The organism is Oerskovia paurometabola (assembly GCF_016907365.1).
Taxonomy (GTDB): Bacteria; Actinomycetota; Actinomycetes; order Actinomycetales; family Cellulomonadaceae; genus Oerskovia; species Oerskovia paurometabola.
The window spans coordinates 2175883-2200273 of the sequence record NZ_JAFBBV010000001.1 but is presented as its reverse complement, the minus strand read 5'-3'; the positions used below and the strand labels follow the sequence as shown (position 1 = coordinate 2200273).

The following is a 24391-nucleotide window of genomic DNA, read 5'->3' as shown; positions in this document are numbered from 1 at the left end:
CGATGGAGCGGTCGTGGGACGACGAGGTCGATGTCCTGGTGGTCGGGACCGGTGCGGCAGGGCTCTCGGCGGCGGTCGCCGCCTCCGACGCCGGCGCGAAGGTCCTTCTGGTCGAGGGCACGGACCGTTGGGGCGGTACGACGATGCGCAGCGGAGGCGGGCTGTGGATGCCGGCCAACCCGCTCATGGCGCGCGACGGCGTCGAGGACTCGGTCGAGAAGGCGCTGACGTACCTCGACGCGGTCGTCGAGGACGCGGGCCCCGCCACGTCGCCCGCGCGCAAGCGGGCCTTCGTGGAGGCAGTGCCTGAGGTCGTCACGAGCCTCGAGAAGCACGGCGTCCGTTGGGTCCGCGCGACCGACTACCCCGACTACTACCCGGAGCAGCCCGGCGGGATGGTCGGACGCAGCATCGAGGCCCAGGCCTTCGACACCCGTCGGCTCGGCACGTGGATCAAGTACTCCCGCATGACCGACGGCGGGATGCCGCTCCCCCTCCGGACCGACGACGTCTGGCTCCTCGCCCGGGCATGGTCGTCGCCGGGGGGCTTCGTCCGCGGTGCGCGCTTCGTGGGTCGCACGCTCGGCTCCCTGGTGCGCGGGCAGCGTCCCGCGGGCATCGGCGCGGCGCTCGTGTGCTCGCTCATGCAGGTCGTCCGCACCCAGGGCACTCCCGTCCTGCTGAGCACCCCTCTCGTCGAGCTCGTGGTCGAGGAGGACGCGGTCGTCGGGGCGGTGCTCGGCGGACCGACGGGGCAGCGGACGGTCCGGACCCGGGGAGGAGTGGTCGTCGCGGCCGGCGGCTTCGCGCACCGCACCGAGTGGCGCGAGAAGTACCACGGGGTCCCGGGGTGGAGCGCGGCCGCGGACGGCGACCTCGGCACCGGGATCGAAGCAGGGGCGGCGGTCGGCGGGGCGCTGGCCCTCATGGACGACGCGTGGTGGGGGGCCGGGGTCGCCAACGACAGCGGGATGAACGGCTTCGTGCTGAGCGAGCGCAGCATGCCGTACAGCATCGTGGTGGACCAGCAAGGTCGGCGATACACCAACGAGTCGGCGAGCTACATCGACTTCGGGCACGCGATGCTCGAGCGCGACCGCACCGCGCCTGCGGTCCCGTCCTGGCTCGTCCTGGACTCCCGGGCGCGCCGGAGGTACCTGTTCACGATCGCACCGTCAGGCACCAAGAAGCTCGAGAAGGCCGGGACGCTCGTCGTCGCCGACACGCTCGAGGACCTCGCCCGGCTGCTCCACATGGAACCCGCGCACCTCACCGCGACCGTCGAGCGTTTCAACGGATTCGCGCGCTCGGGCGTCGACGAGGACTTCCACCGGGGCGACTCGCTGTACGACCGCTACTACGGCGACCCCGGCGTCAGGCCCAACCCGAACCTCGGCGCGATCGAGAAGGGACCGTTCACGGCCGTGAGGATCGTCCCGGGTGACCTCGGGACCAAGGGCGGGCTCCTCACCGACGAGCACGGCGCGGTCCTGCGCGAGGACCTCACGCCCGTCCCAGGGCTCTACGCCGCGGGCAACTCGACCGCCGCGGTCATGGGCCGTACCTACCCGGGTCCTGGCTCGACGATCGGGCCGGCCGTCGTGTTCGGCTATCTCGGTGCACGCCACGCCGCGTCGCGCGCGGTCGTGACGGCAGCACCCTGACGAGGGACGGTGTGCTTCCGCCTCCCCGCGGGAGCACACCGGCGCCCCTGTCCGGACGCGCACCCCGGCGCTCGGGACGGGACCTTGTGCCCTGGCGAGCAGGGCGGGGCAGGTGTGGACTGGAGGGTCCCCCACCCCCTGAGGAGTGCCACACCCATGCCCGACGCCGACCGTCCCGATCACGCTCCTCTCGCTGCGGGCTCACCCGGGGACCTCGGCGCCACGGGGAGCCCGGTACGCACCGTCGTCTACTTCTACTCGTCGGCGTCGGGCATGGTGCGCTCGTTCGCGCACCGCCTGGGCCGCGAGGTCCTCGACCTGGGTGACCGCGAGGTCCGCCGCTCCGTCCCGGACGGGCCCTGGGTGCTGCTCACGCCGTCGTACAAGACGGGGAACGTCGACAACGACACCATCCCCGAACCGGTGCGCCGCTTCCTCGCGAGCCCGCTCACACGGCGCCGTCTGGTGGGGGTCATGGGGTCGGGCAACAGGAACTTCGGCGAGCACTACCAGGCCGCGTGCCGTCAGATCGCCCGGACCTCGGGGCGCCCCGTGCTCTTCGAGTTCGAGCTGCAGGGGACGACGTGGGACGTCGAGGAGGCGCGGCGCGTCCTCGACGACCTGGACAGGGCGCTCGGCGTCGAGCACGCGAGGCGCGAGGCGGCTGCACAGGCCTAGCCGGGAGCGGTCCGACCGGGGGAAGGCCGCGGGGCAGCACGGCACCGGCGCCTTCCGGGGACCCCCTGCTCCCCCGGAGGCGCCGGGCGGTCGCACTCGGACGGGACGCACGACCCCCAAGGCCTCGACCGTCACGAGCGCGACATCCGTACTCTACTGAGAGCACTGCGACGCGGGAGGCGAAGTTCCCGTAGATGAGAGAGCTCTCATGTGAACTGCACCACACGTGCGCAGGGGCCGCACGATGCCGTCACGAGCGGGCTCCCGCCCACCGCCTCGACGCCGGCCTTCCACCGGACGGTTCGACGCCACGTCCCACCGTCGAGCCCACCTGGTCCCACCCGCTACCACCACACCGCTGCTCCTGGGACAATCGACTCGTGACGACACAGGAGACACCCCCGGGCGAGCGGCTCAGCCGCGCGTTCCAGCACCGGCTGAACGAGCTGTTCGCGAACAGGCAGCGCGCCGGACGCGGCGCGACCAACCGCGAGGTCGCGACCTGGATGACCGAGCACGGCTACGCCGTGAAGGAGGCCTACCTGAGCGCGCTGCGCGGTGGCCACCGGACCTCGCCCTCGCTGCGCATCATCGAGGGCCTCGCGGCGTACTTCGGTGTCGAGCCCAAGGACCTGCTCGACACCGGGGAAGACCCCAAGAAGGAGCTGCGCCTCGCCCTCACCGACCACGGTGTCGAGGCCTTCGCGATGCGCGCCGAAGGGCTCTCGGCGGAGAACGTCCGCGCGGTGACCCAGCTCCTCGACCAGATGCGACGCATGCAGTCCCTGCCGGCGGTCGACCCCGACGACGAACCGTGACCGACCATCGCGCCTGGCTCACCGACGCCGGCCTCGACCGCGCACGCAGCATCGACGAGGCGCGCGCGATCGTCGCGACCCGGCGCGGGCGCCCCGTCGACGTCGTCGACGGCCCGCTCGGCGAAGGCGTCTCGGGGATGTGGCTCAGCCTGCCGGACGGCGAGAAGATCCTCGTCAGCTCCGAGGCCGCCCTGTCCGCGCGCCACCGCCGGCACATCATCGCCCACGAGCTCGTCCACATCCTCGACGCGTGCGAGGACCCCACGGCCCCGCCCCCCGGCCCGCAGCGGCGCAACCGCTACGAGGACCCCGTCGAGCACCGTGCCGAGTCCCTCGCGAGCGAGCTCATGATGTCGATCGAGGCGACGGGTGGTGTCGCCCACCGGCTCGCCGGCATGGAGCGCTACCGGTGACCTACCTCGCCTTCCTGCTCTTCGCCGGGGCCGCGGTGTGGACCGCCCTGCGGCACCGGTCACACCTCGACGGCGACCGCGCGCTCACCTGGGGCCTGGGCCTCGTGGCTGCCGCGTCCGCGCTGCGGATCGACGCCGTGGAGTCCTTCGTGCTGACCAGCGCCCCCGCCGGGCTGCACGAGCTCGCCAAGCACGCGCTGCTCGTCGCCGGCTGCCTGTGCATCGCGGCCTGGGTCCAGGGGACCCAGGGCCGGCGTCCTCGTCCCCGCTTCGTCGTCACGGGCGTGGTCGGCGTCGTGAGCGTGCTCGTCGTGGTCTTCGTCCTCAACGGGCCGTGGGAACGACGGGACTTCGACTTCCAGACCGCGGGCAAGCCATGGATGGCCCTCTACTGGGCCGCCTACTACGGCGCGTTCCTGTGGGCCACGGCCACGTTCGGCGTCTCGACCCTCCGGGCCCGGGGCGAGCGACCGCGCGGTGGCCGGTGGGGCATGGACCTGGCCGCGGCCGGAGCGTTCGTCGGCGTCCTGTGGGCGCTGCTCAGCGCCGTCAACATCGTCCTGCAGGAACCCGACGGCGTCGAGCAGTTCCGCGTCCTGGGCATCCGCACCCGGTACCTCATCGCGACGTCGAGCGTCCTGCTCACGATCGGGATCATGGGACACCTGCTCACGGCCGCCCGGACCCGGCGCCGTCGGCGCGCGGACCTCAGCGCGCTGCACGCCCACCTCGTCGACACGGTCGCCGAGTCCCGGCTGCCCGCCGTCCGGCCGGAGGTCGCGGAGTACCACCGCACGATCGAGATCATGGACGCGCTCGCGACCCTCGCCCGGTACTCCGAGCCGCAGGACGCGGCGCGGGTCCGCTCCCTCGTCGGCGAGGCTCCCGAGCCCGTCCTGCGCGCCCTGCAGATCGACGTCGCCGCGACCCGCCGGGGGATGGACGAACGCCCACCTGTCCCCGCCGACTGGAGCGACTGGGTCACCGACGACGACGCGCTGCGAGACCTCGGCCGAGCGTTCCGGGAGCAGACCAGCGAGCGGCGCGAGAGCGTCCTCGTGTCCGTGCTCGGGTACGACGGGCGAGAGGGCTCGCCGCTCCCGCGGAGCAACGAGCGCGACGACCACCACTGACCGCGACTGCACACCGCCCGCACACCGGAGAGCCATGCCCCACCCCGTCCCCACCGCGCCGTCGGCCGAGCAGGCCTCGGACGCCACGGCGCGCGTCCCCCGCTGGGCCGTCCTCGTGACCGAGGTGCTCGCCCCCGGCTACACGGTCGCCGCGCTCGTGCTCGCGACCGCGCTGTACGCCTCCCCCGGCGTCTCGGGCCTCCGCCACGTCGCCCTCGCCGTGCTCCTGTGCGGCGGGCTGCCCTACCTGTTCGTCCACGGCCTGGCCCGCCTGCGGGTCCTCGAGTCGCGACACGTGCGTCCCCGCGCCCAGCGCCTGGTCGTCTTCGCCGGGCTGATCGTCATCGAGGTCACCGCGATCCTCGTGCTGCACGCCACCGGGGCGCCTGCTCTGCTGATCCAGCTCCTCACGGCGTACCTCGCGGGGGTCGTCGCGCTCGCCCTCGTGACCCCGGTCGTGCGGGCGTCGGTGCACACGGGCGTCTTCTCCGTGGCGGCGGGCGTGGCGACCGCGCTGTCGTGGTGGCTCACGGCCGGCCTGCTGGTCGTCGCAGCGGTCGTGGGCCTCGCCCGGCTCGGCGTGCGCGACCACTCCCGCGCGGAGGTCGTCACGGGACTCGTGCTCGGCATGCTGGTGGGCGCGGTCGCAGCGGCCCTGCTCGTCGGCTGACGACCGACCCGTCCCTTCACCCGGGGGCGAGCGGCGCCGTCGGGCAGGAGGAGGGGGAGGCACCGAAGGACGCTTGACGGCCCGGCCCTCAGGGGTGATCCTCGATCCATGCCGACGACGCCCGCTCACCGCCCGCACGCCGCTCCCGCGCGACCTGCCCGGCGACAGCAGGGCCTCCCGTCGCGGCGACCTCACCCGGACCGATGACGGCCGCGCTCGTCGCGGGCCTCGTCGCCGGGTACGCGATCGCGATCCCCGTCGGCGCCATCGCGGTCTACCTCGTGACGCTCACGGCGCGCACGCGTTTCACCGTGGGCGCGGCGGCGGGCCTGGGCACGGCGACCGCGGACGGCGTCTACGCGACGATCGCCGTGGTCGCGGGCGCGGTCGTCGCGCCGTTCGTCGCGTCGATCCGCACGCCGCTCACGTGGGCGTCGGTCGCGGTCCTCGTGCTCCTCGCGTGGCGCACGGTCCGCCCGGCTCTCCAGCGCGTCGTGCCCGACGGCGCCACGCCCCGCCCGGCGACCAGCGACACCACTCCCGTGCGCGCCTACGCGACGCTGCTCGGGCTGACGCTCGTCAACCCGGCGACCGTCGTCTACTTCGCCGTGCTCGTCGCGGGCGGGGCTCTCGGTCCCGACGCGACCGGGCCCGAGCGCGCCGTGTTCGTCGCCGCGGCGTTCCTCGCCTCCGCGAGCTGGCAGCTGGTCGTCGCGGGCGGCGGCGCGGTGCTCGGACGCGCGCTGACCGACGACACGGGCCAACGGGTCACCGCGGCCGTCGGCGGGCTCGTGATCCTCGGCCTCGCGGTGCACCTCGCGCTCGGGGCCTGACGGTTCGTGAGCCGCCAGCGCGCGCCGGTCCGCACCGGGCGTACCGCCCGACCGCCCAGGGCGAGCGCCGCCGTCGGACAGGAACGACGAGGCCCCGGTGGCCGGACGCGCGAGGAGCGCGTCCGGCCACCGGGGCCCTGCGTCGACCAGAGGTCAGCGCGGATCAGACGTCCGTGCTGTCACCGATCCGGTGCACGAGGATCGAGTTCGTCGTGCCCGGCTGGCCCACAGGGGCGCCGGAGACGACGACCACGAGGTCGCCCACCTCTGCCAGGCCGTTGGCCTGCAGGGTCGTGTCGACCTGGCCGACCATCGCGTCGGTGTTGTGCACCTCGGGCACCTGGTACGTCTGGGTGCCCCACGTGAGCGACAGGACGTTGCGCACGTGCTCGCGCGGCGTGAACGCGAGCAGCGGGATCGACGAACGCAGACGAGACATGCGGCGAGCCGAGTCCCCCGACTGCGTGAACGTCGCGAGGTACTTCGCCCCGAGGATCTCACCGATCTCCGCAGCGGCGCGCGTGATGGCGCCACCACGCGTGTGCGGCGTCGAGCCGAGCGGAGCCATGCGCTCACGGCCCGCCTCCTCGGTCGCCTCGATGATGCGGGCCATCGTCTCGACCGTGAGGATCGGGAACTCGCCCACGCTCGTCTCGCCCGAGAGCATGACGGCGTCGGCCCCGTCGAGGACGGCGTTCGCGCAGTCCGACGCCTCGGCGCGCGTGGGGCGCGGCGAGTTCGTCATGGACTCGAGCACCTGCGTCGCGACGATGACGGGCTTCGCGTTGCGGCGAGCCATCTCGACGATGCGCTTCTGCACGAGCGGGACCTGCTCGAGCGGGAGCTCGACCGCGAGGTCACCACGAGCGACCATCACGCCGTCGAACGCGTCGACGATCTCGGCGAGGTTCTCGACGGCCTGCGGCTTCTCGATCTTCGCGACGACGGGGACCGTGCGGCCCTCCTCGTCCATGATCGCCTTGACGTCGTCGAAGTCCGCCGCGGAGCGGACGAACGACAGCGCGATGATGTCCGCGCCCAGGCGGAGCGCCCAGCGCAGGTCGTCGCGGTCCTTCTCGGACAGCGCCGGCACGGAGACCGCGACGCCCGGGAGGTTCAGGCCCTTGTTGTTCGACACGGGGCCTGCGACCTCGACGCGCGTCACGACGCGCGGGCCCTCGACGGCGGTGACGCGGACGAGCACCTTGCCGTCGTCGATGAGGATCGGGTCACCGACGCGAGCGTCGCCCGGCAGACCCTTGTGCGTCGTGGAGACGAGCTCCTTGGTGCCGACGACGTCCTCGGTCGTGATGGTGAAGACGTCACCCTCGTTGAGCCAGTGCTTCTCGTCGCCGCCGAAGCGGCCCAGGCGGATCTTGGGGCCCTGCAGGTCGACGAGCACCGCGACCGAACGGCCCGACGCCGCAGCGGCCTCGCGCACGCCGTGGTAGACGGCTGCGTGCTCCTCGGCGCTGCCGTGGCTGCGGTTGATCCGCGCCACGTCCATCCCGGCGTCGACGAGCGCCCGGAGCTGCTCCTTCGACTCGGTCGCGGGTCCGATGGTGCAAACGATCTTTGCTCTGCGCATTTCTCCAGCCTCGTTGTTCCTTCGTGTCCGGCGGAACCGGACCGCTTCGGGCCCCTGCCTGGGCCCCGTCTCCACCCCGACGTCCTGACCGGACTCCGGGGCGCGTCTCACTGTCCTGTCATGCTCTCAGCGACACGGTCGACGCGCGCACCGGAGCGGGCAGCTCGCTGCTGCCCTGCAGGTACGCGTCGACCGACGCCGCCGCGGCACGACCCTCGGCGATCGCCCACACGATGAGCGACTGGCCCCGGCCGGCGTCGCCCGCGACGAAGACACCCGGCACGGTGGCCGCGAAGTCGTCGCCGCGCGCCACGAGCCCGCGCGCCGTCAGCTCGATGTCGGACTGCGCCGAGAGCGAGTCCGTCTCCGGCCCCGTGAAGCCCATGGCCACGAGCACGAGATCGGCAGGGATCTCCTTCTCGGTGCCGGCCTTCGGGACACGACGGCCGTCGGGGAGGTACTCGGTCTCGGCGACGACCAGCGCGCGCACCCGACCGTCCTCGTCCGCGAGGAACTCGACGGTCGAGGCCAGGTAGGCGCGCTCGCCGCCCTCCTCGTGCGAGGACGAGACCTCGAACAGGATCGGGTCGGTCGGCCAGGGCTGGCTCGCGGCCCGCTCGCGCGGCGGCTGCTTGCCGATCGCGAGGGTCGTGACGCTCGCCGCGCCCTGCCGGAGCGAGGTGCCCAGGCAGTCGGAACCGGTGTCCCCACCGCCGATGATGATGACGTTCTTGCCCGTCGCGACGATCTGGTCCTCGACCGTCCCGCCCGCGACCACGGTGTTGGCCTGGTGCAGGAACTCCATCGCGAAGTGCACGCCGTCCAGGTCGTTGCCCGGCACCTGGAGCGCGCGCGGGATCGTCGCACCGGTGGCGAGCACGACGGCGTCGAACCGGCGCCTCAGCTCGTCCCAGGTGATGTCCACGCCGATCTCCACGCCCGCGCGGAAGCGCGTGCCCTCGGCCTCCATCTGCGCGAGACGGCGGTCGATGTGCGTCTTCTCGAGCTTGAAGTCCGGGATGCCGAACCGCAGCAGGCCGCCGATCGCGGCGTCACGCTCGTACACGACGACCGTGTGGCCGGCGCGCGTGAGCTGCTGCGCCGCGGCGAGCCCCGCCGGCCCCGACCCGACGACGGCGACCGTCGAGCCCGTGAGGCGCTGGGGCACGTGCGGCGTGACAAAGCCTCGAGCGAACGCCTCGTCGATGATCGAGACCTCGACGTTCTTGATCGTCACGGCCGGCTGGTTGATGCCCAGCACGCAGCTCGACTCGCACGGAGCCGGGCACACGCGCCCCGTGAACTCCGGGAAGTTGTTCGTCTCGTGCAGCCGCTCGCTGGCCTCGGCCCACTGGTCACGCCACACCAGGTCGTTCCACTCAGGGATGAGGTTCCCGAGCGGGCACCCCTGGTGGCAGAACGGGATGCCGCAGTCCATGCAGCGGCCCGCCTGCTCCTTGAGGAACGGCTGCCCCTCGACACGGTGCTCGTGGACGTCGCGCCAGTCGCGCAGACGGACCTCGACAGGGCGGTTGGGCGGGAGCTCACGCTCCCGCACCTTCAGGAATCCGCGGGGATCAGCCACGGGCCACCTCCAAGATCTGGTCCCACACGCCGGGGGCGGCAGGATCGAGACCGTCGAGCTCGGCCTGCGCGAGCGCCTTGCGCACGCGGGCGAACTCGGCCGGCAGGATGCGCGTGAAGCGAGCGCGGGCCGCGTCGAAGTCCTCGAGCAGCTCGGCCGCGACGGTCGAGCCCGTCTCCTCGAGGTGCGTCCGGACCAGGCCCTCGACGAGCGCGGCGTCCGCGTCGTCGAGCGGGTCGAGCAGCAGCTCGCCCGAGGACACCCCGGTCGTGTTCATCGCCTGCGGGCGCAGGTCGAGCACGTAGGCCGTGCCTCCCGACATCCCCGCGCCGAGGTTGCGTCCGGTCGGACCGAGGATCACGACCGAGCCGCCGGTCATGTACTCCAGGCCGTGGTCGCCCACGCCCTCCACGACGAGCGTGGCACCGGAGTTACGGACCGCGAAGCGCTCGCCCACCAGGCCGCGCAGGAAGATCTGCCCGGACGTGGCGCCGTAGCCGATGACGTTGCCCGCGACGACGTTGCTCGACCCCGTGAGGACCGCAGCACGGTCCGGACGGACGATGATGCGTCCGCCCGACAGCCCCTTGCCGACGTAGTCGTTCGCGTCGCCGAACAGGCGCAGCGTGATCCCTCGCGGCAGGAACGCGCCCATCGACTGACCGGCCGACCCCGTGAGGGAGACGTCGATCGTGTCGTCGGCCAGGCCCTCGCCGCGGTACCGCTTCGTCACCTCGTGACCCAGCATGGTGCCCACGGTGCGGTTGACGTTGCGGATCGGCAGGGCGATGCGCACGGGCTCGCGGTTCTCGAGCGCGTCGGTCGCCAGCGCGATGAGCTGGTTGTCCAGCGCGCGCTCGAGACCGTGGTCCTGCGTCGTCGTGTTGCGCAGCGACGAGCCCTCGACCGGCTGCGGCTTCTCGAGCACGGGCCCGAGGTCGAGACCCTGGGCCTTCCAGTGCTCGACCGCCTTGCGCGTGTCGAGCGCCTCGACGTGGCCGACGGCCTCCTCGATCGAACGGAACCCGAGGCGGGCCAGGTGCTCCCGCACCTCCTCGGCGATGAACTCGAAGAAGTTCACGACGAACTCCGGCTTGCCCGTGAAGCGGGCCCGCAGCTCGGGGTTCTGCGTCGCGACGCCGACAGGGCACGTGTCCAGGTGGCACACGCGCATCATGACGCAGCCCGAGACGACCATGGGCGCCGTCGCGAAGCCGAACTCCTCGGCGCCGAGCAGCGCACCGATCACGACGTCGCGCCCGGTCTTCATCTGACCGTCGACCTGGACCACGATGCGGTCTCGCAGGTTGTTCAGCACGAGCGTCTGCTGGGTCTCGGCCAGGCCGAGCTCCCACGGGGTGCCCGCGTGCTTGAGCGAGGTCAACGGGCTGGCGCCCGTGCCGCCGTCGTGCCCCGAGATGAGGACGACGTCCGCGTGCGCCTTGGACACACCGGTCGCCACGGTGCCCACGCCGAACTCGCTCACGAGCTTGACGTGCACGCGAGCCGACGGGTTCGCGTTCTTGGCGTCGTGGATGAGCTGCGCCAGGTCCTCGATCGAGTAGATGTCGTGGTGCGGCGGCGGGGAGATGAGCCCGACGCCCGGCGTCGAGTGACGCGTCTTGGCGACCCACGGGTAGACCTTGTGTCCCGGCAGCTGACCGCCCTCGCCGGGCTTGGCGCCCTGGGCGAGCTTGATCTGGATGTCGTCCGCGTTGGTCAGGTACTCGGACGTGACGCCGAAGCGGCCCGACGCGATCTGCTTGACCTTCGAGCGACGCTCCGGGTCGTACAGGCGCTCGGAGTCCTCCCCGCCCTCGCCCGTGTTCGACCGTCCGCCGAGGCGGTTCATCGCGATCGCGAGGGTCTCGTGCGTCTCGGCCGAGATGGAACCGTAGGACATCGCGCCCGTGTTGAAGCGCTTGACGATCTCGCTGACCGGCTCGACCTCGTCGACCGACAGCGCGGGGCGCTGCCCCTCCTGGAACTCCAGGAGCCCGCGCAGCGTCATCAGACGCGTCGACTGGTCGTCGACCCGCTGGGTGTACTGGCGGAAGACGTCGTACCGGCGCTCGCGCGTCGCGTGCTGCAGGCGGAAGACCGTCTCCGGGTCGAAGAGGTGCTCCTCGCCGTCACGGCGCCACTGGTACTCGCCGCCCGTGGTGAGACGGACGTGCGCCTGGTGGTTGCCCGAGGCCGGGTAGGCCTCGGCGTGCCGTGCGGCGACCTCGGCCGCGAGGACGTCGAGGCCGATGCCACCGAGGCGGCTCGTGGTCCCGGCGAAGTAGTCCGCGACGAGCTCGTGCGAGAGCCCGAGGGCCTCGAAGACCTGCGCACCCCGGTACGAGGAGATGGTCGAGATGCCCATCTTGCTCATGACCTTCAGGACGCCCTTGCCGAGCGCCTTGATGAGGTTCTTCACCGCCTGCTCGGGGCTGACCGTGACGAAGCCCGACTTGGCGAGGTCCTCGACGGTCTCCATCGCGAGGTACGGGTTGACCGCAGCCGCGCCGTAGCCGATCAGGAGGGCCACGTGGTGCACCTCGCGGACGTCACCGGCCTCCACCACGAGCGAGACCTGGGTGCGCGTGTGACGGCGCAGCAGGTGGTGGTGCACCGCGCTCGACAGGAGCAGCGACGGGATCGGCGCGAGCTCCTGGTTCGAGTCACGGTCGGAGAGCACGATGAAGCTCGCGCCCTCGGCCACGTGCTGGTCGACCTCGGCGAAGATCTCCTCGAGGCGCTCCTGGAGCGCCTCGCCGCCGCCGCCGACGGGATAGAGCCCCTTGACGGTCACGGCCCGGAAGATGCCCTCGAGGGCCGGGTCGCGGTCGACGCGCAGGATCTTCGCGAGCTCGTCGTTGTCGAGCACCGGGAACGGCAGGATGAGCTTGCGGGCGTGCAGCGGGCTGTCGTCCAGGAGGTTCGGCTCGGGGCCGATCGCCCCGCCGATCGACGTCACGAGCTCCTCGCGGATCGCGTCGAGCGGCGGGTTCGTGACCTGGGCGAACATCTGCGTGAAGTAGTCGAACAGCAGCCGCGGACGGCTCGACAGCACCGCGATGGGGGTGTCGGTGCCCATGGCGCCGAGCGGCTCGGCGCCCGTGCTCGCCATGGGGGTGAGCAGGATCCGCAGCTCCTCCTCGGTGTACCCGAACGCCCGCTGGCGACGCTGGACCGAGGCGGGGCTGTGCGCGACGTGCTCGCGCTCGGGCATGCGGTCGAGGTAGACCGAGTTGTCGGCGACCCACTGCGCGTACGGACGCTGCGCGGCGAGCTGCCCCTTGATCTCCTCGTCCTCGATGATCCGGCCCTGGCCGGTGTCGACGAGGAACATGCGGCCCGGCTCGAGCCGGCCCTTGCGCACGATCGTGGCGGGGTCGAGGTCCAGGACCCCGGCCTCGGACGCCAGGACGACGAGGCCGTCCTCGGTCACCCAGTACCGCCCCGGGCGCAGCCCGTTGCGGTCCAGCACGGCGCCGATGAGGGTGCCGTCGGTGAAGTTGAGGCACGCGGGGCCGTCCCACGGCTCCATGAGCGTGGAGTGGTACTCGTAGAAGGCCCGACGGTCCGGGTCCATCTCGGTGTGGTTCTCCCACGCCTCGGGGGCCATCATCAGGACGGCGTGCGGCAGCGAGCGGCCCGACAGGTGCAGCAGCTCGAGCACCTCGTCGAAGCTGGCGGAGTCGCTCGAGCCCTCCGAGCAGACCGGCAGCAGCGGACCGAGGTCGCCCAGCTTGTCGCTCGCGAGCATGCCCTGGCGGGCGGCCATCCAGTTGCGGTTGCCCCGCACCGTGTTGATCTCGCCGTTGTGCGCGATCATGCGGAACGGCTGGGCCAGCGGCCACGACGGGAACGTGTTGGTCGAGAAGCGCGAGTGCACCAGGACCAGCTCGCTCGCGTAGCGCGGGTCCGAGAGGTCCGGGAAGAACGGCTCGAGCTGCGCGACGGTCAGCATGCCCTTGTAGGTGAGCGTGCGCGAGGACAGCGACGCGAAGAACAGCCCCAGCTCGTGCTCGGCACGCTTGCGCAGGCGGTACGTCCGACGGTCCAGCTCGAGGCCGGACAGCTCGCGGGTCAGGTCGGCGACCACGAGCTGGCGGAACGTCGGCATCGAGGCGCGCGCGCTCGGCCCGACGAGGTCCGCGGTCACGGGCACGTCGCGCCAGGCGAGGACGACGAGCTTCTCCTCGGCCGCGATGGCCTCGACCTGCCGGACCGCCTCGGCCGCAGCCACAGGGTCCTGCGGCAGGAAGGCCATACCGATCGCGTAGTGGCCCGCGGGCGGAAGCTCGACGTCGACGACGTCCCGCACGAAGGCGTCGGGGATCTGGGTCAGGATGCCTGCCCCGTCACCGCTGTTCTCCTCGGCGCCGACGGCGCCGCGGTGGTCCAGGTTGAGCAGGGCCGTGAGCCCCGCGTCAACGATGTCGCGTCCGGGTGTGCCGCGGAGCGTCGCCACGAAGGCGACACCGCACGCGTCGTGCTCGGCCACAGGGTCGTACAGGCCCTGTGCCGTAGGCGCAGCAGCCCGGTGCAGCGGCGTGGTCATCAACACCGTCCTCACAGGCGCCCGGCCATGGGCCGGGCTTTGATCCAACTTGGGGGATTGTGGGACTTCATCGGCCCAACGGACATGACTGAACCTGCTGGATGGTTGTCCAGCGGGTTCGCCTATGAAAAGACGGATGCTTCAGCGACCTGGGTCGGGTCTGGCAGCATCTGCCTGCTCGGGCTCCGCAGCATCGAGCGATACTGTCTCTTCGCGCCCTGGGTTTCGGCGCCCGACAACGATAAACGCTATCAACGCACCGACTCCGACCAGGATGGAGGTCCAGACGTTCAGTCGGAGACCGAGCACCAGCTCGGCGTCGTCGATGCGTAGCATCTCGATCCACACGCGGCCAAGCGTGTAGAAGAGAACGTACAGCCAGAATACCCGACCGTGACCCAGCCTGAAGCGACGGTCGAGGTACATGAGCAGGAAGGCCGCCGCGACGTTCCACAGCATCTCGTAGAGGAAGGTCGGGTGGAACAGCGTCCCGGCCCCGCAGGTCAGGCCTGCGTTGCTGCACACGTAGTCGGCGATGCTCGGGTCGACCTCGAGCCCCCACGGGAGCGTGGTCGGGCTGCCGAAGAGCTCCTGGTTGAACCAGTTGCCCAGCCGCCCGATCGCCTGGGCGAGCAGGAGGCCCGGGGCGAGCGCGTCCGCGAACGCCGGGAAGCTCACCTTCTGGCGGCGGCACCCGATGTAGGCGCCCACGGCCCCCAGGGCGATCGCGCCCCAGATCCCGAGGCCCCCGTCCCAGATGCGCAGGGCCTTGAGGGGGTCGCCGTCCGGGCCCCAGTACGCGTCGGGAGAGGAGATGACGTGGTACAGGCGCCCGCCGACGATCCCGAAGGGCACGGCCCAGAACGCGATCTCGAGGACGTCGTCGGCGTCGCCACCACGCTCGACCCACCGCTTGCGCGTGAGCCACACCGCGACGGCGATGCCCGCGAGGATGGCGAGCGCGTAGGCGCGCAGCGGGAAGGGTCCGATGTACCAGGTGTGCTCGGAGGGGCTGGGGATCGAGGCGACCACGGGCCCGACGGCGGAGACCAGCCCGTTCACGCCGTCACCTGCCCGGTGGTCCCGTCGGCGGTGCGAGCCGTGCGGACCCCCTCCGCCAGGTCGCGGGTGACAGCGCGCAGGTTCTCGAGGCGCTCTTCCCACGGCTCGTCACCGAGGAGCGGACGGACGAAGGCCGAGCCGACGATCACGCCGTCGGCGTAGCGACCGACCTGCGCGGCCTGCGCGGCCGTCGAGACGCCGAGCCCCACGCACACGTGCTCGCCCCCCGCGGCGCGGGTCGCGGCGACCAGCTCCTCGGCCCTGCTGCCGACCTCGGCGCGGACTCCGGTCACACCCATGGTCGAGGCTGCGTAGACGAAGCCGCGCGACGCGGCCGCCGTCAGGCGCAGGCGCTCGGGGGTCGAGCTCGGCGCGACGAGGAACACCTTGTCGAGGCCGTGCGCGTCCGCGGCGGCGATCCACTCGCCGGCCTCGTCCGGGATGAGGTCGGCCGTGATGAGCCCGGCTCCCCCGGCGGCAGCCAGGTCGCGGGCGAAGGCCTCGACGCCGTAGCGCAGCACGGGGTTCCAGTAGGTCATGACGAGCACGGGGACCCCGAGCGCGGCCACGGCCTCGACGGCGGTGAAGACGTCACGCACGCGCGTGCCGCCCGCGAGCGCGTGCTCGACCGCGCGCTGGATGACCGGTCCGTCCATGACGGGGTCCGTGTACGGCAGGCCGAGCTCGATGATGTCGACCCCGGACTCGACCAGCGCCGTCGCGGCCTGGACCGTCCCCTCGACGCTCGGGTAGCCGACGGGCAGGTAGCCGACGAGCGCGGCACGCCCCTCCGCCGCCAGCTCGTCGATCCGCGCCGACGTCGCGTGGGGGGCGCGGACGCCCCCGACGGTCCCGCTCACAGGCTGCTCCCTTCGCCGTCGACCACGGTGTCCGCGTCGATCAGGTCGAACCACCGCGCCGCGGTCGCGACGTCCTTGTCCCCGCGGCCCGAGAGGTTCACCAGGATCACGGTGTCCTCCTTGCCCGCGGCTTGCGCCTCGCGGCCGATCCGCAGCGCACCGGCCAGCGCGTGCGCCGACTCGATCGCGGGGATGATGCCCTCGGTGCGGCACAGGAGGCGGAAGGCCTCCATGGCCTCGACGTCGGTCACGGGCTCGTACGTCGCCCGGCCCAGGTCGTGGAGCCACGAGTGGGCCGGCCCGACGCTCGGGTAGTCGAGCCCTGCGGAGATCGAGTGGCTGGGAAGCGTCTGCCCGTCCTCGTCCTGCATGAGGTAGGAGCGTGCGCCGTGCAGCACGCCCGGGGCGCCACCGCTGAACCGGGCGGCGTGCTTGCCGGTCGGGACGCCCTCTCCCCCGGCCTCGAAGCCGTAGAGCGCGACGTCCTCGTCGTCGAGGAACGCGTTGAACAGGCCCAGCGCGTTCGACCCCCCGCCCACGCACGCGGCGAGCGCGTCGGGCAGGCGCCCGATCCGGTCGAGGATCTGTGCACGCGCCTCCTCACCGATGATGCGGTGGAAGTCGCGGACCATCTCCGGGAACGGGTGCGGCCCGGTGACGGTGCCCAGCAGGTAGTGCGTGGTGTCGACGTTGGCGACCCAGTCGCGCAGCGCCTCGTTGATCGCGTCCTTGAGGGTGCGTGAGCCGATCGTGACCGGGACGACCGTCGCACCGAGCAGGCGCATGCGCGCGACGTTCAGCGCCTGGCGCTCGGTGTCCTCCTCGCCCATGTAGACGACGCACTCGAGGTCCATGAGCGCCGCGGCGGTCGCCGTGGCCACTCCGTGCTGCCCTGCGCCGGTCTCCGCGATGACACGCTTCTTGCCCATGCGCTTGACGAGCAGCGCCTGGCCGAGCACGTTGTTGATCTTGTGCGAGCCGGTGTGGTTGAGGTCCTCGCGCTTGAGGAAGACGCGCGCGCCCCCGGCGTGCTCCGCGAAGCGGGGCACCTCCGTGAGGGGGTTGGGGCGTCCGGTGTACTCGCGGTGCAGCCGGGCCAGCTCCTCCTGGAAGGTCGGGTCGACGACGGCCTTGCGGTACTCGGCCTCGAGCTCGTCGAGAGCGGCGATCAGGGCTTCCGGGACGAAGCGTCCGCCGAAGTCCCCGAAGTAGGGGCCCTGCTGGTCCTGCAGGGAACGTGTTGCGTCGGGCACGCGGCCTGACCTCCTCGGTACGGGATCTGGGGGTGTCGGGGGCTTGCTCAGTGTCGGACGGACCACAGGGACGGGTGCGAGCCCGCCGCGACGAGGTCGGCGACCGACGCACGGGGCGCGGCGTCCGTGACGAGGGCCTCGCCCACGAGGACGGCGTGCGCGCCGGAGCGGGCGTAGTCCATGACGTCGTGCGGTCCGCGCACCCCGGACTCCGCGATGCGCACGTACTCGTCGGGGATCGCCGGAGCGAGCCGCGCGAAGGTCGTGCGGTCGACCTCGAGCGTCTTGAGGTCGCGAGCGTTGACGCCGATGACACGGGCACCCGCGTCGATCGCGCGCGAGACCTCGTCGAGCGTGTGCACCTCGACGAGGGCCGTCATGCCGAGCGAGTGGACGCGCTCGACGAGCGACGTCAGGACCGTCTGCTCGAGGGCCGCGACGATGAGCAGGACGAGGTCCGCCCCGTGCGCGCGGGCTTCCCAGACCTGGTAGGGAGTGACGACGAAGTCCTTGCGCAGGACCGGGATGTCGACCTTTCCCCGCACGGCGTCGAGGTCCGCGAGGCTGCCGTTGAAACGCCGCTGCTCGGTGAGCACCGAGATGACGGCAGCGCCGCCCTTCTCGTACTCCGAGGCGAGCGACGCGGGGTCGGCGATGGCCGCCAGGTCACCCTTGCTGGGGCTCGAACGCTTGACCTCGGCGATCACGGCGACGGCGTCCTCGGCCTTGAGGCGGCTGATGCAGTCGAGCGCCCCGTGCACACGCGAGGCGCGCTCCTTCAGCTCGTCCAGGGTCGTCCTCGCCTGGCGCTCCGCAAGGTCCTCGCGGACTCCCGCGACGATGTCCTCCAGAACCGTCATGTGATATCTCCCCGTGCTCGTCGTCGACTCCGTGCCACCTGAGGCTCGCGCGTGTCCGCGGGGACCGTGACGGGTCACCCGCAGCATCTCTCCGCGAACCATTGACAGGGAGATACCTGCCATCGTAGAGCCGCCCGAGAGTGACCAGGGACACGTGTCACCCCGCGAGACGTGCCCCGCACCCCTGCCAGGACCTCAGACCGGGCCCAGGAACGGTGCCATCACGGGGACGTTCCGCGCGATCCCGAACCCGACGAGGACCACGAGCCCGACGACCCCGACCCACGGCGGGACCGCCCTCGCGGTCGTGCCGCGCCACGCCCGCCGGACCCACAGGGCCCAGGCGACGACGAGGAACGGCACGACCAGCACCCAGAGCGGGTTCATGGCCCACGCCCCCGCGAGGTCTCCCGTCGCGAGGTCGTGCGTCGCGCGCAGGCCCCCGCACGCAGGGCACGCCCACCCGGTGAGGGCGAGCAGCGGGCACAGCGGGTAGCCACCCTGGTGCGGGTCCACGAGAGCGAGGAGGACGGTGCCTGCCGCCACGCCCGCCCCGACCGCGAGGGACGTGCGCAGGGCGCTCCTGCTCGGCCGGCCTGCCTCGGCGAGAGCCGTCGTCGACGGAGCCGGTGACACCGGTGGTCTCGTCATCGCCGCGCTCCCCGCTCGTCCCGCACCGCTCGTCGGTCTCGTCAGTAGTACGTCGAGTCGAACTCGGCGTTCGCCAGCCCGAACGCCAGCGCGATCACGAAGAAGACGATCACGAGCACCGACAGCGCCGACGCGACCCAGCCGAGGATGACACCCGCCTGCGCGAGCCCGCCGTTGTTCGCCTCGCCGGCCTCGACCGCGCGCTTGGCCTTCGTGCCGACGATGATGGCGGGGATGCCCGTGAGGAACCCGCAGGACAGCACGAACGACGCGATGCCCAGCACGAGGGCCCAGATGCCCAGGTCGTTGCGGGGGAAGTAGCCGTAGCCCCCCGGAGCGGGGTACGGCGAGGCTCCGTACGGGGCCTGCGCGGGTGCGCCGTAGGGCGGCTGCACGGGCGGCGGGTACGAGTAACCGCCCTGCTCGCCGCCGGGCACCGGCCCCGGGGCAGGCTGCCCCGTCGGCGTCGCGTAGGGCGACCCGGGCTGCGCAGGCTGCCCGGGGTAGGTCGGGTAGCCGGGGTGCCCGGGAGCCGGTGGGGGCGTCTGCCCCGAGGCGTGCGGCTCCACCGGCTCGCCACCGGGCTGCTCGCCCTCGGGGCGGTAGGGGTCGTTCGGGGGGGTGGGTGGGTAGCTCATGGTGCGACCTGCTCTCTACGAGACGGCTGCGCGGCCCGATCGATGCCGGGTCTGCTGCCGGTGGTACGGCACGCGCCACGCACCGGAGATGGTGCGCGGCGCGTGGAGGCACGTCCGGGCTCTCGCCCGGGGGGTCAGTGCTGCGTCGTCGTCCGGGGCGCGACCCCGGGCTTCGGCTGGCCGTACCCCATGTTGCGCAGCACGCCACCGCCGACGAGGGCGAGGGCGACGACGACCATGCCGACCCAGAAGAGCCACACCTGGGCCATCGCGACGGCGACACCTGCGACGACCGCGCCCACGATGATGCCGATCATGGTGAACCAGGCCGCGACGGTGTGCCCGTGGTTCGTGGGAGGTGCCGACGGCGGCAGGTAGGAGATCTCGGTGGTCTGCGGCTTCTCGGCCATGGGGATGTGCCTTTCGTCAAGATGTGCGCCCAGCCTATCGGACGCGGGTCGGTCTGTTCCTGCTGGCAGGACGTGATGTTCAGCGGTCGGTGGGGTCCTCGCCGCGGGTCAGCGAGTCCCACGTCTCCTGCTCGTCCGGCTCGTCACCCTCCGAGGGGTCGGCGGCGTCGTCCGCCGTGGCGCCCGCAGACGCGGTCGACGAAGCCTCCGGGCGGTCCGTCGTGCCCGACGACGCGCTCCCGGGGCGGACGATCTCGTGGCGGTTGGAGACACGCCCCCACGACGGCGACGAGACGGCGGTCCAGAGGGCCACCAGGACCACGAGCACGCCCACCGCGCAGGCGACGTAGGGCCACGGCGTCAGGACGATGTCGCTCGTCATGTCCGTCACGCCGGTCGCCTCGGCGACCGCCGTCCGGGCGGCCTGCGTGGGGTCGCGCAGGATCGCGGCGGCCGACGCCGCGACGACGACCCCGCTCGCTGCGGTGACCAGGAGCACGAGCCAGCGACCGATCCGACCGACGAGACCGAGGGCCAGCGCGCTGGCCACGACGACCAGCGCCCCCGCGCCGACGCCCGGCGCGGCCGAGGTGCCGGCGACGTGGACCAGGACGTCCGGGTCCAGGGGCGTGGCCCCCGTGGTGCGCAGCCAGGTGGGTGCGGCGGCCGCGAGGGCGCCGCCGCCGAGCACGAGCAGCAGGAGGATCGCGCTGCGACGCGCCAGGCGCCACGAACGCGGCTGCCGGGCGGCCGCGGAGGACCCACCGGTCCCGGCTCCTGCTCCTCCTGCGGCCCCGGACGCCGCGGTCACGACAGGCTCCGCAGGCGCGCGGCGAGCTGGACGGCGCGCACCGCGGCGGCCGCCTTGTTGCGCGACTCCTCGTACTCCAGCGCGGGCACCGAGTCGGCGACGATCCCGCCGCCCGCCTGGACGCTCGCGCGTCCGTCGCGGATCAGGGCCGTGCGGATCGCGATGGCCATGTCCATGTTGCCGTCGAAGTCGAAGTAGCCCACGGTCCCGCCGTAGATGCCGCGCGAGGCGGGTTCCAGCTCGTCGATCAGGGCGATCGCGCGCGGCTTGGGCGCTCCCGAGAGCGTGCCCGCGGGGAACGTGGCGCGGAGCACGTCGAGCGCCCGTGCGCCCTCGCGCAGCGTCCCGACGACGGTCGAGCACAGGTGCATGATGTGGCTGAACCGCTTGGTGGCCATGAACTCGACGACCTCGACCGAGGCCGGGTCGCAGACCTTCACGAGGTCGTTGCGCGAGAGGTCGACGAGCATGATGTGCTCGGCCCGCTCCTTGGGGTCGGCCAACAGCTCCTCCCCCAGCGCGACGTCCTGCTCGGGCGTCGTGCCACGCGGCCGCGATCCCGCGATGGGGAACGTGACCACGTGCCCGTCGTCGACCTTGACGAGCGTCTCGGGGCTCGACCCGACCACGGCGAAGTCCGCCCCGTCGGCGTCCGTGAGCTGGAAGTAGTACATGTACGGGCTCGGGTTGATGGTCCGCAGAACCCGGTAGACGTCGAGCGGTGGGGCCGGGCAGTCGAGGTCGAGCCGTTGGGAGATGACGATCTGGAAGACCTCGCCCTCGCGGATGGCCTCCTTGCCCGCGAGCACGGCGTCCTCGAACTCCTCGCGCGTCGAGCGGAACTCGAGCTCGGGCTCGGGGACGTCCGCCACGACCGCGGTCGAGGACCCGCGGCCGGTGCCGGCGACGAGCTCGCCCTGCATCCGGTCGAGGCGCGCCACGGCATCGGCGTAGGCCTCGTCGACGCGCTCGTCGGTGTCGTCGAAGTTGATGGCGTTGGCCACGAGCCACACGCTGCCCTCGCGGTGGTCCACGACCGCGAGGTCGGTCGCGAGGCACAGCGTGACCTCGGGGACGCCCAGCTCGTCGGGCGCGTTCGCGGGCAACGTGGGCTCCCAGTGGCGGACGACGTCCCACCCCAGGGCGCCCGCGAGCCCACCCGTGAGGGGCGGCAGACCGTCGATCGCGGGGGTGCGCAGCGCGTCGAGCGTCCGTTCGAGCACGTCGACGACGTCCCCGGACGTCGGGACGCCCGCGGGGACGTCGCCCGTCCACACGGCCTGGCCGTCGCGCGCGGTCAGGGTCGCGCGCGAGGCCACGCCCACGAACGAGTAGCGCGCCCAGGAGCCGTCGACCTCGGCGGACTCCAGGACGAACGTGCCCGGGCGTCCCTGCGCGAGGGTGCGGTACAGGCCCACGGGCGTGACGTCGTCGGCCAGGAGGCGGCGGACCACCGGGACCACGCGGCGCGACGACGCGAGCGCACGGAACCCCTCGACCGTGGGCCAGGTCTCGCCCCACGGCAGGCCCGCGGCGGGCACCACGGGGACGGGCGTGCTGGTCACGGGGGACGGTCCGGTCACTGCGTCTTCTCCTCGGAGGTCTCGGTCTCGGGGCGGTTCCCGACGACGGCGCCCAGGTCCCCGCCCGCCTCGAAGCAGGTGCGGGCACCCGTGTGGCACGCTGCGCCGACCTGGTCGGCGCGGACGAGCAGCGCGTCGCCGTCGCAGTCGATCGCGACGGACTTGACCCACTGCGCGTGGCCCGACGTGTCGCCCTTGCGCCAGTACTCCTGCCGGGAGCGCGACCAGAACGTGACCCGGCCCGACGTCAGGGTGCGACGCAGCGCCTCGTCGTCCATCCAGCCGAGCATGAGCACCTCACCGGTGTCGTGCTGCTGGACGATCGCCGCGACGAGGCCGTCGACGTCGCGCTTGAGGCGCGCGGCGAGGGTCGCGGGCAGCGCGGCGGGAGCGGCGGCGGACGTCTCGCCGGAGATCTTGTCCGCAGGGACGGGCTGGTCTGCGGTCGGGGCTGCGTTCTGGGGCACCCGAGAATCCTGCCAGATCCCCCGGGTCCCCTCGTCCGCGGTCCGCGCCTCGGCCGTCCCACCGACCTCCCCGGTGCTCATCGGGTCTGCGCGACCCAGGACGCGTGCATCGACGCGTAGACGCCGCCCGCGGCCGCGAGCTCGGCGTGCGGGCCGACCTCGACCACGTGCCCCGCGTCGACCACGACCACGAGGTCGGCGGCCTCGGCGGTCGAGAGCCGGTGCGCGATCGTGATGGTGCTGCGACCGGCCGTGAGCGAGTCGAGGGCGCGCGCGATGCGCACCTCGGTCGCGGGGTCCACGGCCGAGGTCGCCTCGTCCAGCACGAGCAGGTCGGCCTCGGCCAGGTAGGCGCGCGTGATCGCGACGAGCTGCCGCTCCCCCGCGGACAGCGCCTCACCCCGCTGCCCGACGGCGGAGCCCAGCCCGTGCGGAAGGTCCGCGACCCAGTCGGTCAGGCCGAGCTCGGCGACCGCCGCGTCGATGCGCCCGGCGTGCCGGGTGGCGGCCTGCGCGGAGGTCTCCCCCGTCGGCCGGCCTCCGGGCTCGGACGCGTCCCGCACGCCGTACGCGATGTTCTCGGCGAGCGTCCCGTCGAACAGGAAGCCCTCCTGCGGCACGAGGACCACGCGCTCGCGCAGGCTCGCGGCCGACAGGTCGCGCAGGTCCACGCCGTCGAGCCGGACGGCGCCCGACGTCGGGTCCATGAGGCGCGTCACGAGCTTGGCGATCGTGGTCTTGCCCGAACCCGTGGCGCCGACGACCGCGACGGACGTGCGGGCCGGGAAGTCCAGGTCCACGCCGTGCAGGACCTCGGGGCCGTCCGGGTAGGCGAAGCGCACGTCCTCCAGGGTCACGTGGGCCGGCCCGCGCGGCGAGCGCACGCCCTGCTCCCCCTTGTCGACGACCTGGATCGGGGTCTCGACGACCGCGAGGACCCGGCGCCAGCCCGCGACCGCGTTCTGGAGCTCGTTGAGGATCTCGGTCGCCATCTGCACGGGTCCCGTGAAGAGCTGGACGAGGAACAGGAAAGCGAGGAGCTTGCCCGCGGTGATCGACCCGTCGATGCCCAGGAGGGTGCCCACGACCACGACGACGGCCAGGACCAGGTTCGCCACGAGCACGCCGCTCGAGAAGACCGTCGAGACGAGCTTCTGCGCTCGGACCATGCCCGTGCGCGTGCTCTCGACGGCCGCGTCGATGCGGCGCCCGGTACGCTCCCCGACGCCGTACGCGCGGATCGTCTCGGCGCCCACGACCGACTCCGAGATGGCGCCGAGCATCGCGCCGACCCGCTCGCGCAGCGCGGTGTACGCGGCGTTCACGTGCTTCTGGGCGGGACGCAGGATCAGGAAGAGCGGCACGAAGCACGCCCACACGAGCAGCGTGAGCTGCCACGAGTAGAACGCCATGAGGATCGTGGCGGCACCGATCTGCAGCACCGAGACGAGCAGCATGATGCCGCCCCACTGGACGAACAGCGAGATGGTGTCGACGTCGCTCGTGACGCGCGAGACCAGGGCCCCGCGCCGCTCGGTGCTCTGCGTGAGGACCGACAGGTCGTGCACGTGCCGGAACGCGCGCACGCGCAGGCTCGCCAGCCCGGCCTCGGTCGAACGGAACAGGCGCACGTTGACGAGCGCCGAGCACAGGCCCGCGACCACCAGGACGAGGGCCGCGAGCCCCACGAGCAGCGTCACGCGGCTCGTGTCGGGTCCGCCAGGGGCCATGATGCCGCTGTCGACGGTCTGCTGGACCGCGATCGGGACGACGATGCGCCCCAGCGCTGCCGCGACGGCCAGGAGCAGGGTGATCCACACGCCCTGGAGGATCTCCGGGGACATCTGGACGCCCTTGCGCAG

Annotated in this window: 21 protein-coding genes; 7 read left to right on the top strand and 14 right to left on the bottom strand. The window is 72.6% G+C overall.

Translation table 11 applies throughout. The annotated features are described in order from the left end of the window. Positions 1-2: 2 nt before the first annotated feature. The 7 genes from JOD48_RS09835 to JOD48_RS09805 all read left to right on the top strand — a co-directional run bounded on the left by JOD48_RS09835 (position 3) and on the right by JOD48_RS09805 (position 6209). Positions 3-1664 carry an FAD-dependent oxidoreductase gene (locus tag JOD48_RS09835; protein WP_204808792.1) on the top strand — a complete coding sequence of 554 codons (1662 nt, stop codon included), beginning with the start codon at positions 3-5 and terminating at the stop codon, positions 1662-1664. A gap of 156 nt (positions 1665-1820) precedes the next feature. Then, positions 1821-2342: a class Ib ribonucleoside-diphosphate reductase assembly flavoprotein NrdI gene (gene nrdI, locus JOD48_RS09830; RefSeq protein ID WP_191791273.1), complete on the top strand. Its 522-nt coding sequence runs from the start codon at positions 1821-1823 to the stop codon at positions 2340-2342. Positions 2343-2722: 380 nt separating this feature from the next. After that, the gene (locus JOD48_RS09825; RefSeq protein WP_191791274.1) at positions 2723-3160 is read left to right on the top strand and encodes an XRE family transcriptional regulator; all 438 of its coding nucleotides are present in this window, start codon (positions 2723-2725) and stop codon (positions 3158-3160) included. Further along, on the top strand, positions 3157-3573 hold the full coding sequence (locus JOD48_RS09820) for an ImmA/IrrE family metallo-endopeptidase (RefSeq protein WP_191791275.1): 417 nt from the start codon (positions 3157-3159) through the stop codon (positions 3571-3573). Before JOD48_RS09825 ends, JOD48_RS09820 begins: the two co-directional genes overlap by 4 nt. Then, complete coding sequence (locus tag JOD48_RS09815; RefSeq protein ID WP_191791276.1) at positions 3570-4706, top strand: DUF6545 domain-containing protein; 1137 nt, start codon at positions 3570-3572, stop codon at positions 4704-4706. Before JOD48_RS09820 ends, JOD48_RS09815 begins: the two co-directional genes overlap by 4 nt. A gap of 34 nt (positions 4707-4740) precedes the next feature. Beyond that, complete coding sequence (locus tag JOD48_RS09810) at positions 4741-5376, top strand: hypothetical protein (protein ID WP_191791277.1); 636 nt, start codon at positions 4741-4743, stop codon at positions 5374-5376. A 203-nt stretch (positions 5377-5579) separates the two neighbouring features. Further along, entirely contained in the window at positions 5580-6209 is a 630-nt protein-coding gene (locus JOD48_RS09805) for a LysE family transporter (RefSeq protein WP_191791278.1), read from the top strand. A gap of 163 nt (positions 6210-6372) precedes the next feature. Here JOD48_RS09805 and pyk read toward each other — a convergent pair whose 3' ends face one another. From pyk to JOD48_RS09735, 14 genes are all read right to left on the bottom strand, one after another. After that, a complete protein-coding gene (gene pyk / locus JOD48_RS09800; RefSeq protein ID WP_191791279.1) occupies positions 6373-7797 on the bottom strand; it encodes a pyruvate kinase in 1425 nt (474 codons plus the stop codon). A gap of 118 nt (positions 7798-7915) precedes the next feature. After that, positions 7916-9382, bottom strand: a complete 1467-nt coding sequence (locus JOD48_RS09795; protein ID WP_191791280.1) for a glutamate synthase subunit beta — start codon at positions 9380-9382, stop codon at positions 7916-7918. Next, positions 9375-13934, bottom strand: coding sequence for a glutamate synthase large subunit (gene gltB / locus JOD48_RS09790; protein WP_191791281.1), 4560 nt, complete (start codon positions 13932-13934; stop codon positions 9375-9377). Before gltB ends, JOD48_RS09795 begins: the two co-directional genes overlap by 8 nt. Before the next feature lie 141 nt (positions 13935-14075). After that, on the bottom strand, positions 14076-14987 hold the full coding sequence (gene lgt / locus JOD48_RS09785) for a prolipoprotein diacylglyceryl transferase (RefSeq protein ID WP_225227231.1): 912 nt from the start codon (positions 14985-14987) through the stop codon (positions 14076-14078). A gap of 5 nt (positions 14988-14992) precedes the next feature. Next, on the bottom strand, positions 14993-15856 hold the full coding sequence (gene trpA / locus JOD48_RS09780; protein ID WP_191791283.1) for a tryptophan synthase subunit alpha: 864 nt from the start codon (positions 15854-15856) through the stop codon (positions 14993-14995). Beyond that, positions 15853-17109 (bottom strand): tryptophan synthase subunit beta, encoded by a 1257-nt coding sequence (gene trpB / locus JOD48_RS09775; RefSeq protein WP_191791284.1) that lies wholly within the window; start codon positions 17107-17109, stop codon positions 15853-15855. Before trpB ends, trpA begins: the two co-directional genes overlap by 4 nt. 47 nt (positions 17110-17156) lie before the next feature. Next, positions 17157-17969, bottom strand: coding sequence for an indole-3-glycerol phosphate synthase TrpC (trpC, locus tag JOD48_RS09770; RefSeq protein ID WP_191791285.1), 813 nt, complete (start codon positions 17967-17969; stop codon positions 17157-17159). A gap of 195 nt (positions 17970-18164) precedes the next feature. After that, positions 18165-18620, bottom strand: a complete 456-nt coding sequence (locus tag JOD48_RS09765; RefSeq protein WP_191791286.1) for a DUF2752 domain-containing protein — start codon at positions 18618-18620, stop codon at positions 18165-18167. Positions 18621-18661: 41 nt separating this feature from the next. Then, positions 18662-19258 carry a DUF4190 domain-containing protein gene (locus tag JOD48_RS19895; protein WP_204808790.1) on the bottom strand — a complete coding sequence of 199 codons (597 nt, stop codon included), beginning with the start codon at positions 19256-19258 and terminating at the stop codon, positions 18662-18664. Positions 19259-19392: 134 nt separating this feature from the next. Then, positions 19393-19668, bottom strand: coding sequence for an HGxxPAAW family protein (locus JOD48_RS09755; protein WP_191791288.1), 276 nt, complete (start codon positions 19666-19668; stop codon positions 19393-19395). A 79-nt stretch (positions 19669-19747) separates the two neighbouring features. Continuing rightward, complete coding sequence (locus JOD48_RS09750; protein ID WP_204808788.1) at positions 19748-20479, bottom strand: Trp biosynthesis-associated membrane protein; 732 nt, start codon at positions 20477-20479, stop codon at positions 19748-19750. Continuing rightward, positions 20476-22062 (bottom strand): anthranilate synthase component I, encoded by a 1587-nt coding sequence (locus JOD48_RS09745; RefSeq protein WP_307824079.1) that lies wholly within the window; start codon positions 22060-22062, stop codon positions 20476-20478. Before JOD48_RS09745 ends, JOD48_RS09750 begins: the two co-directional genes overlap by 4 nt. Continuing rightward, complete coding sequence (gene hisI / locus JOD48_RS09740; protein WP_307824294.1) at positions 22059-22478, bottom strand: phosphoribosyl-AMP cyclohydrolase; 420 nt, start codon at positions 22476-22478, stop codon at positions 22059-22061. Before hisI ends, JOD48_RS09745 begins: the two co-directional genes overlap by 4 nt. A gap of 128 nt (positions 22479-22606) precedes the next feature. After that, positions 22607-24373 (bottom strand): ABC transporter ATP-binding protein, encoded by a 1767-nt coding sequence (locus JOD48_RS09735; protein WP_191791396.1) that lies wholly within the window; start codon positions 24371-24373, stop codon positions 22607-22609. Between the last annotated feature and the right edge of the window lie 18 nt (positions 24374-24391).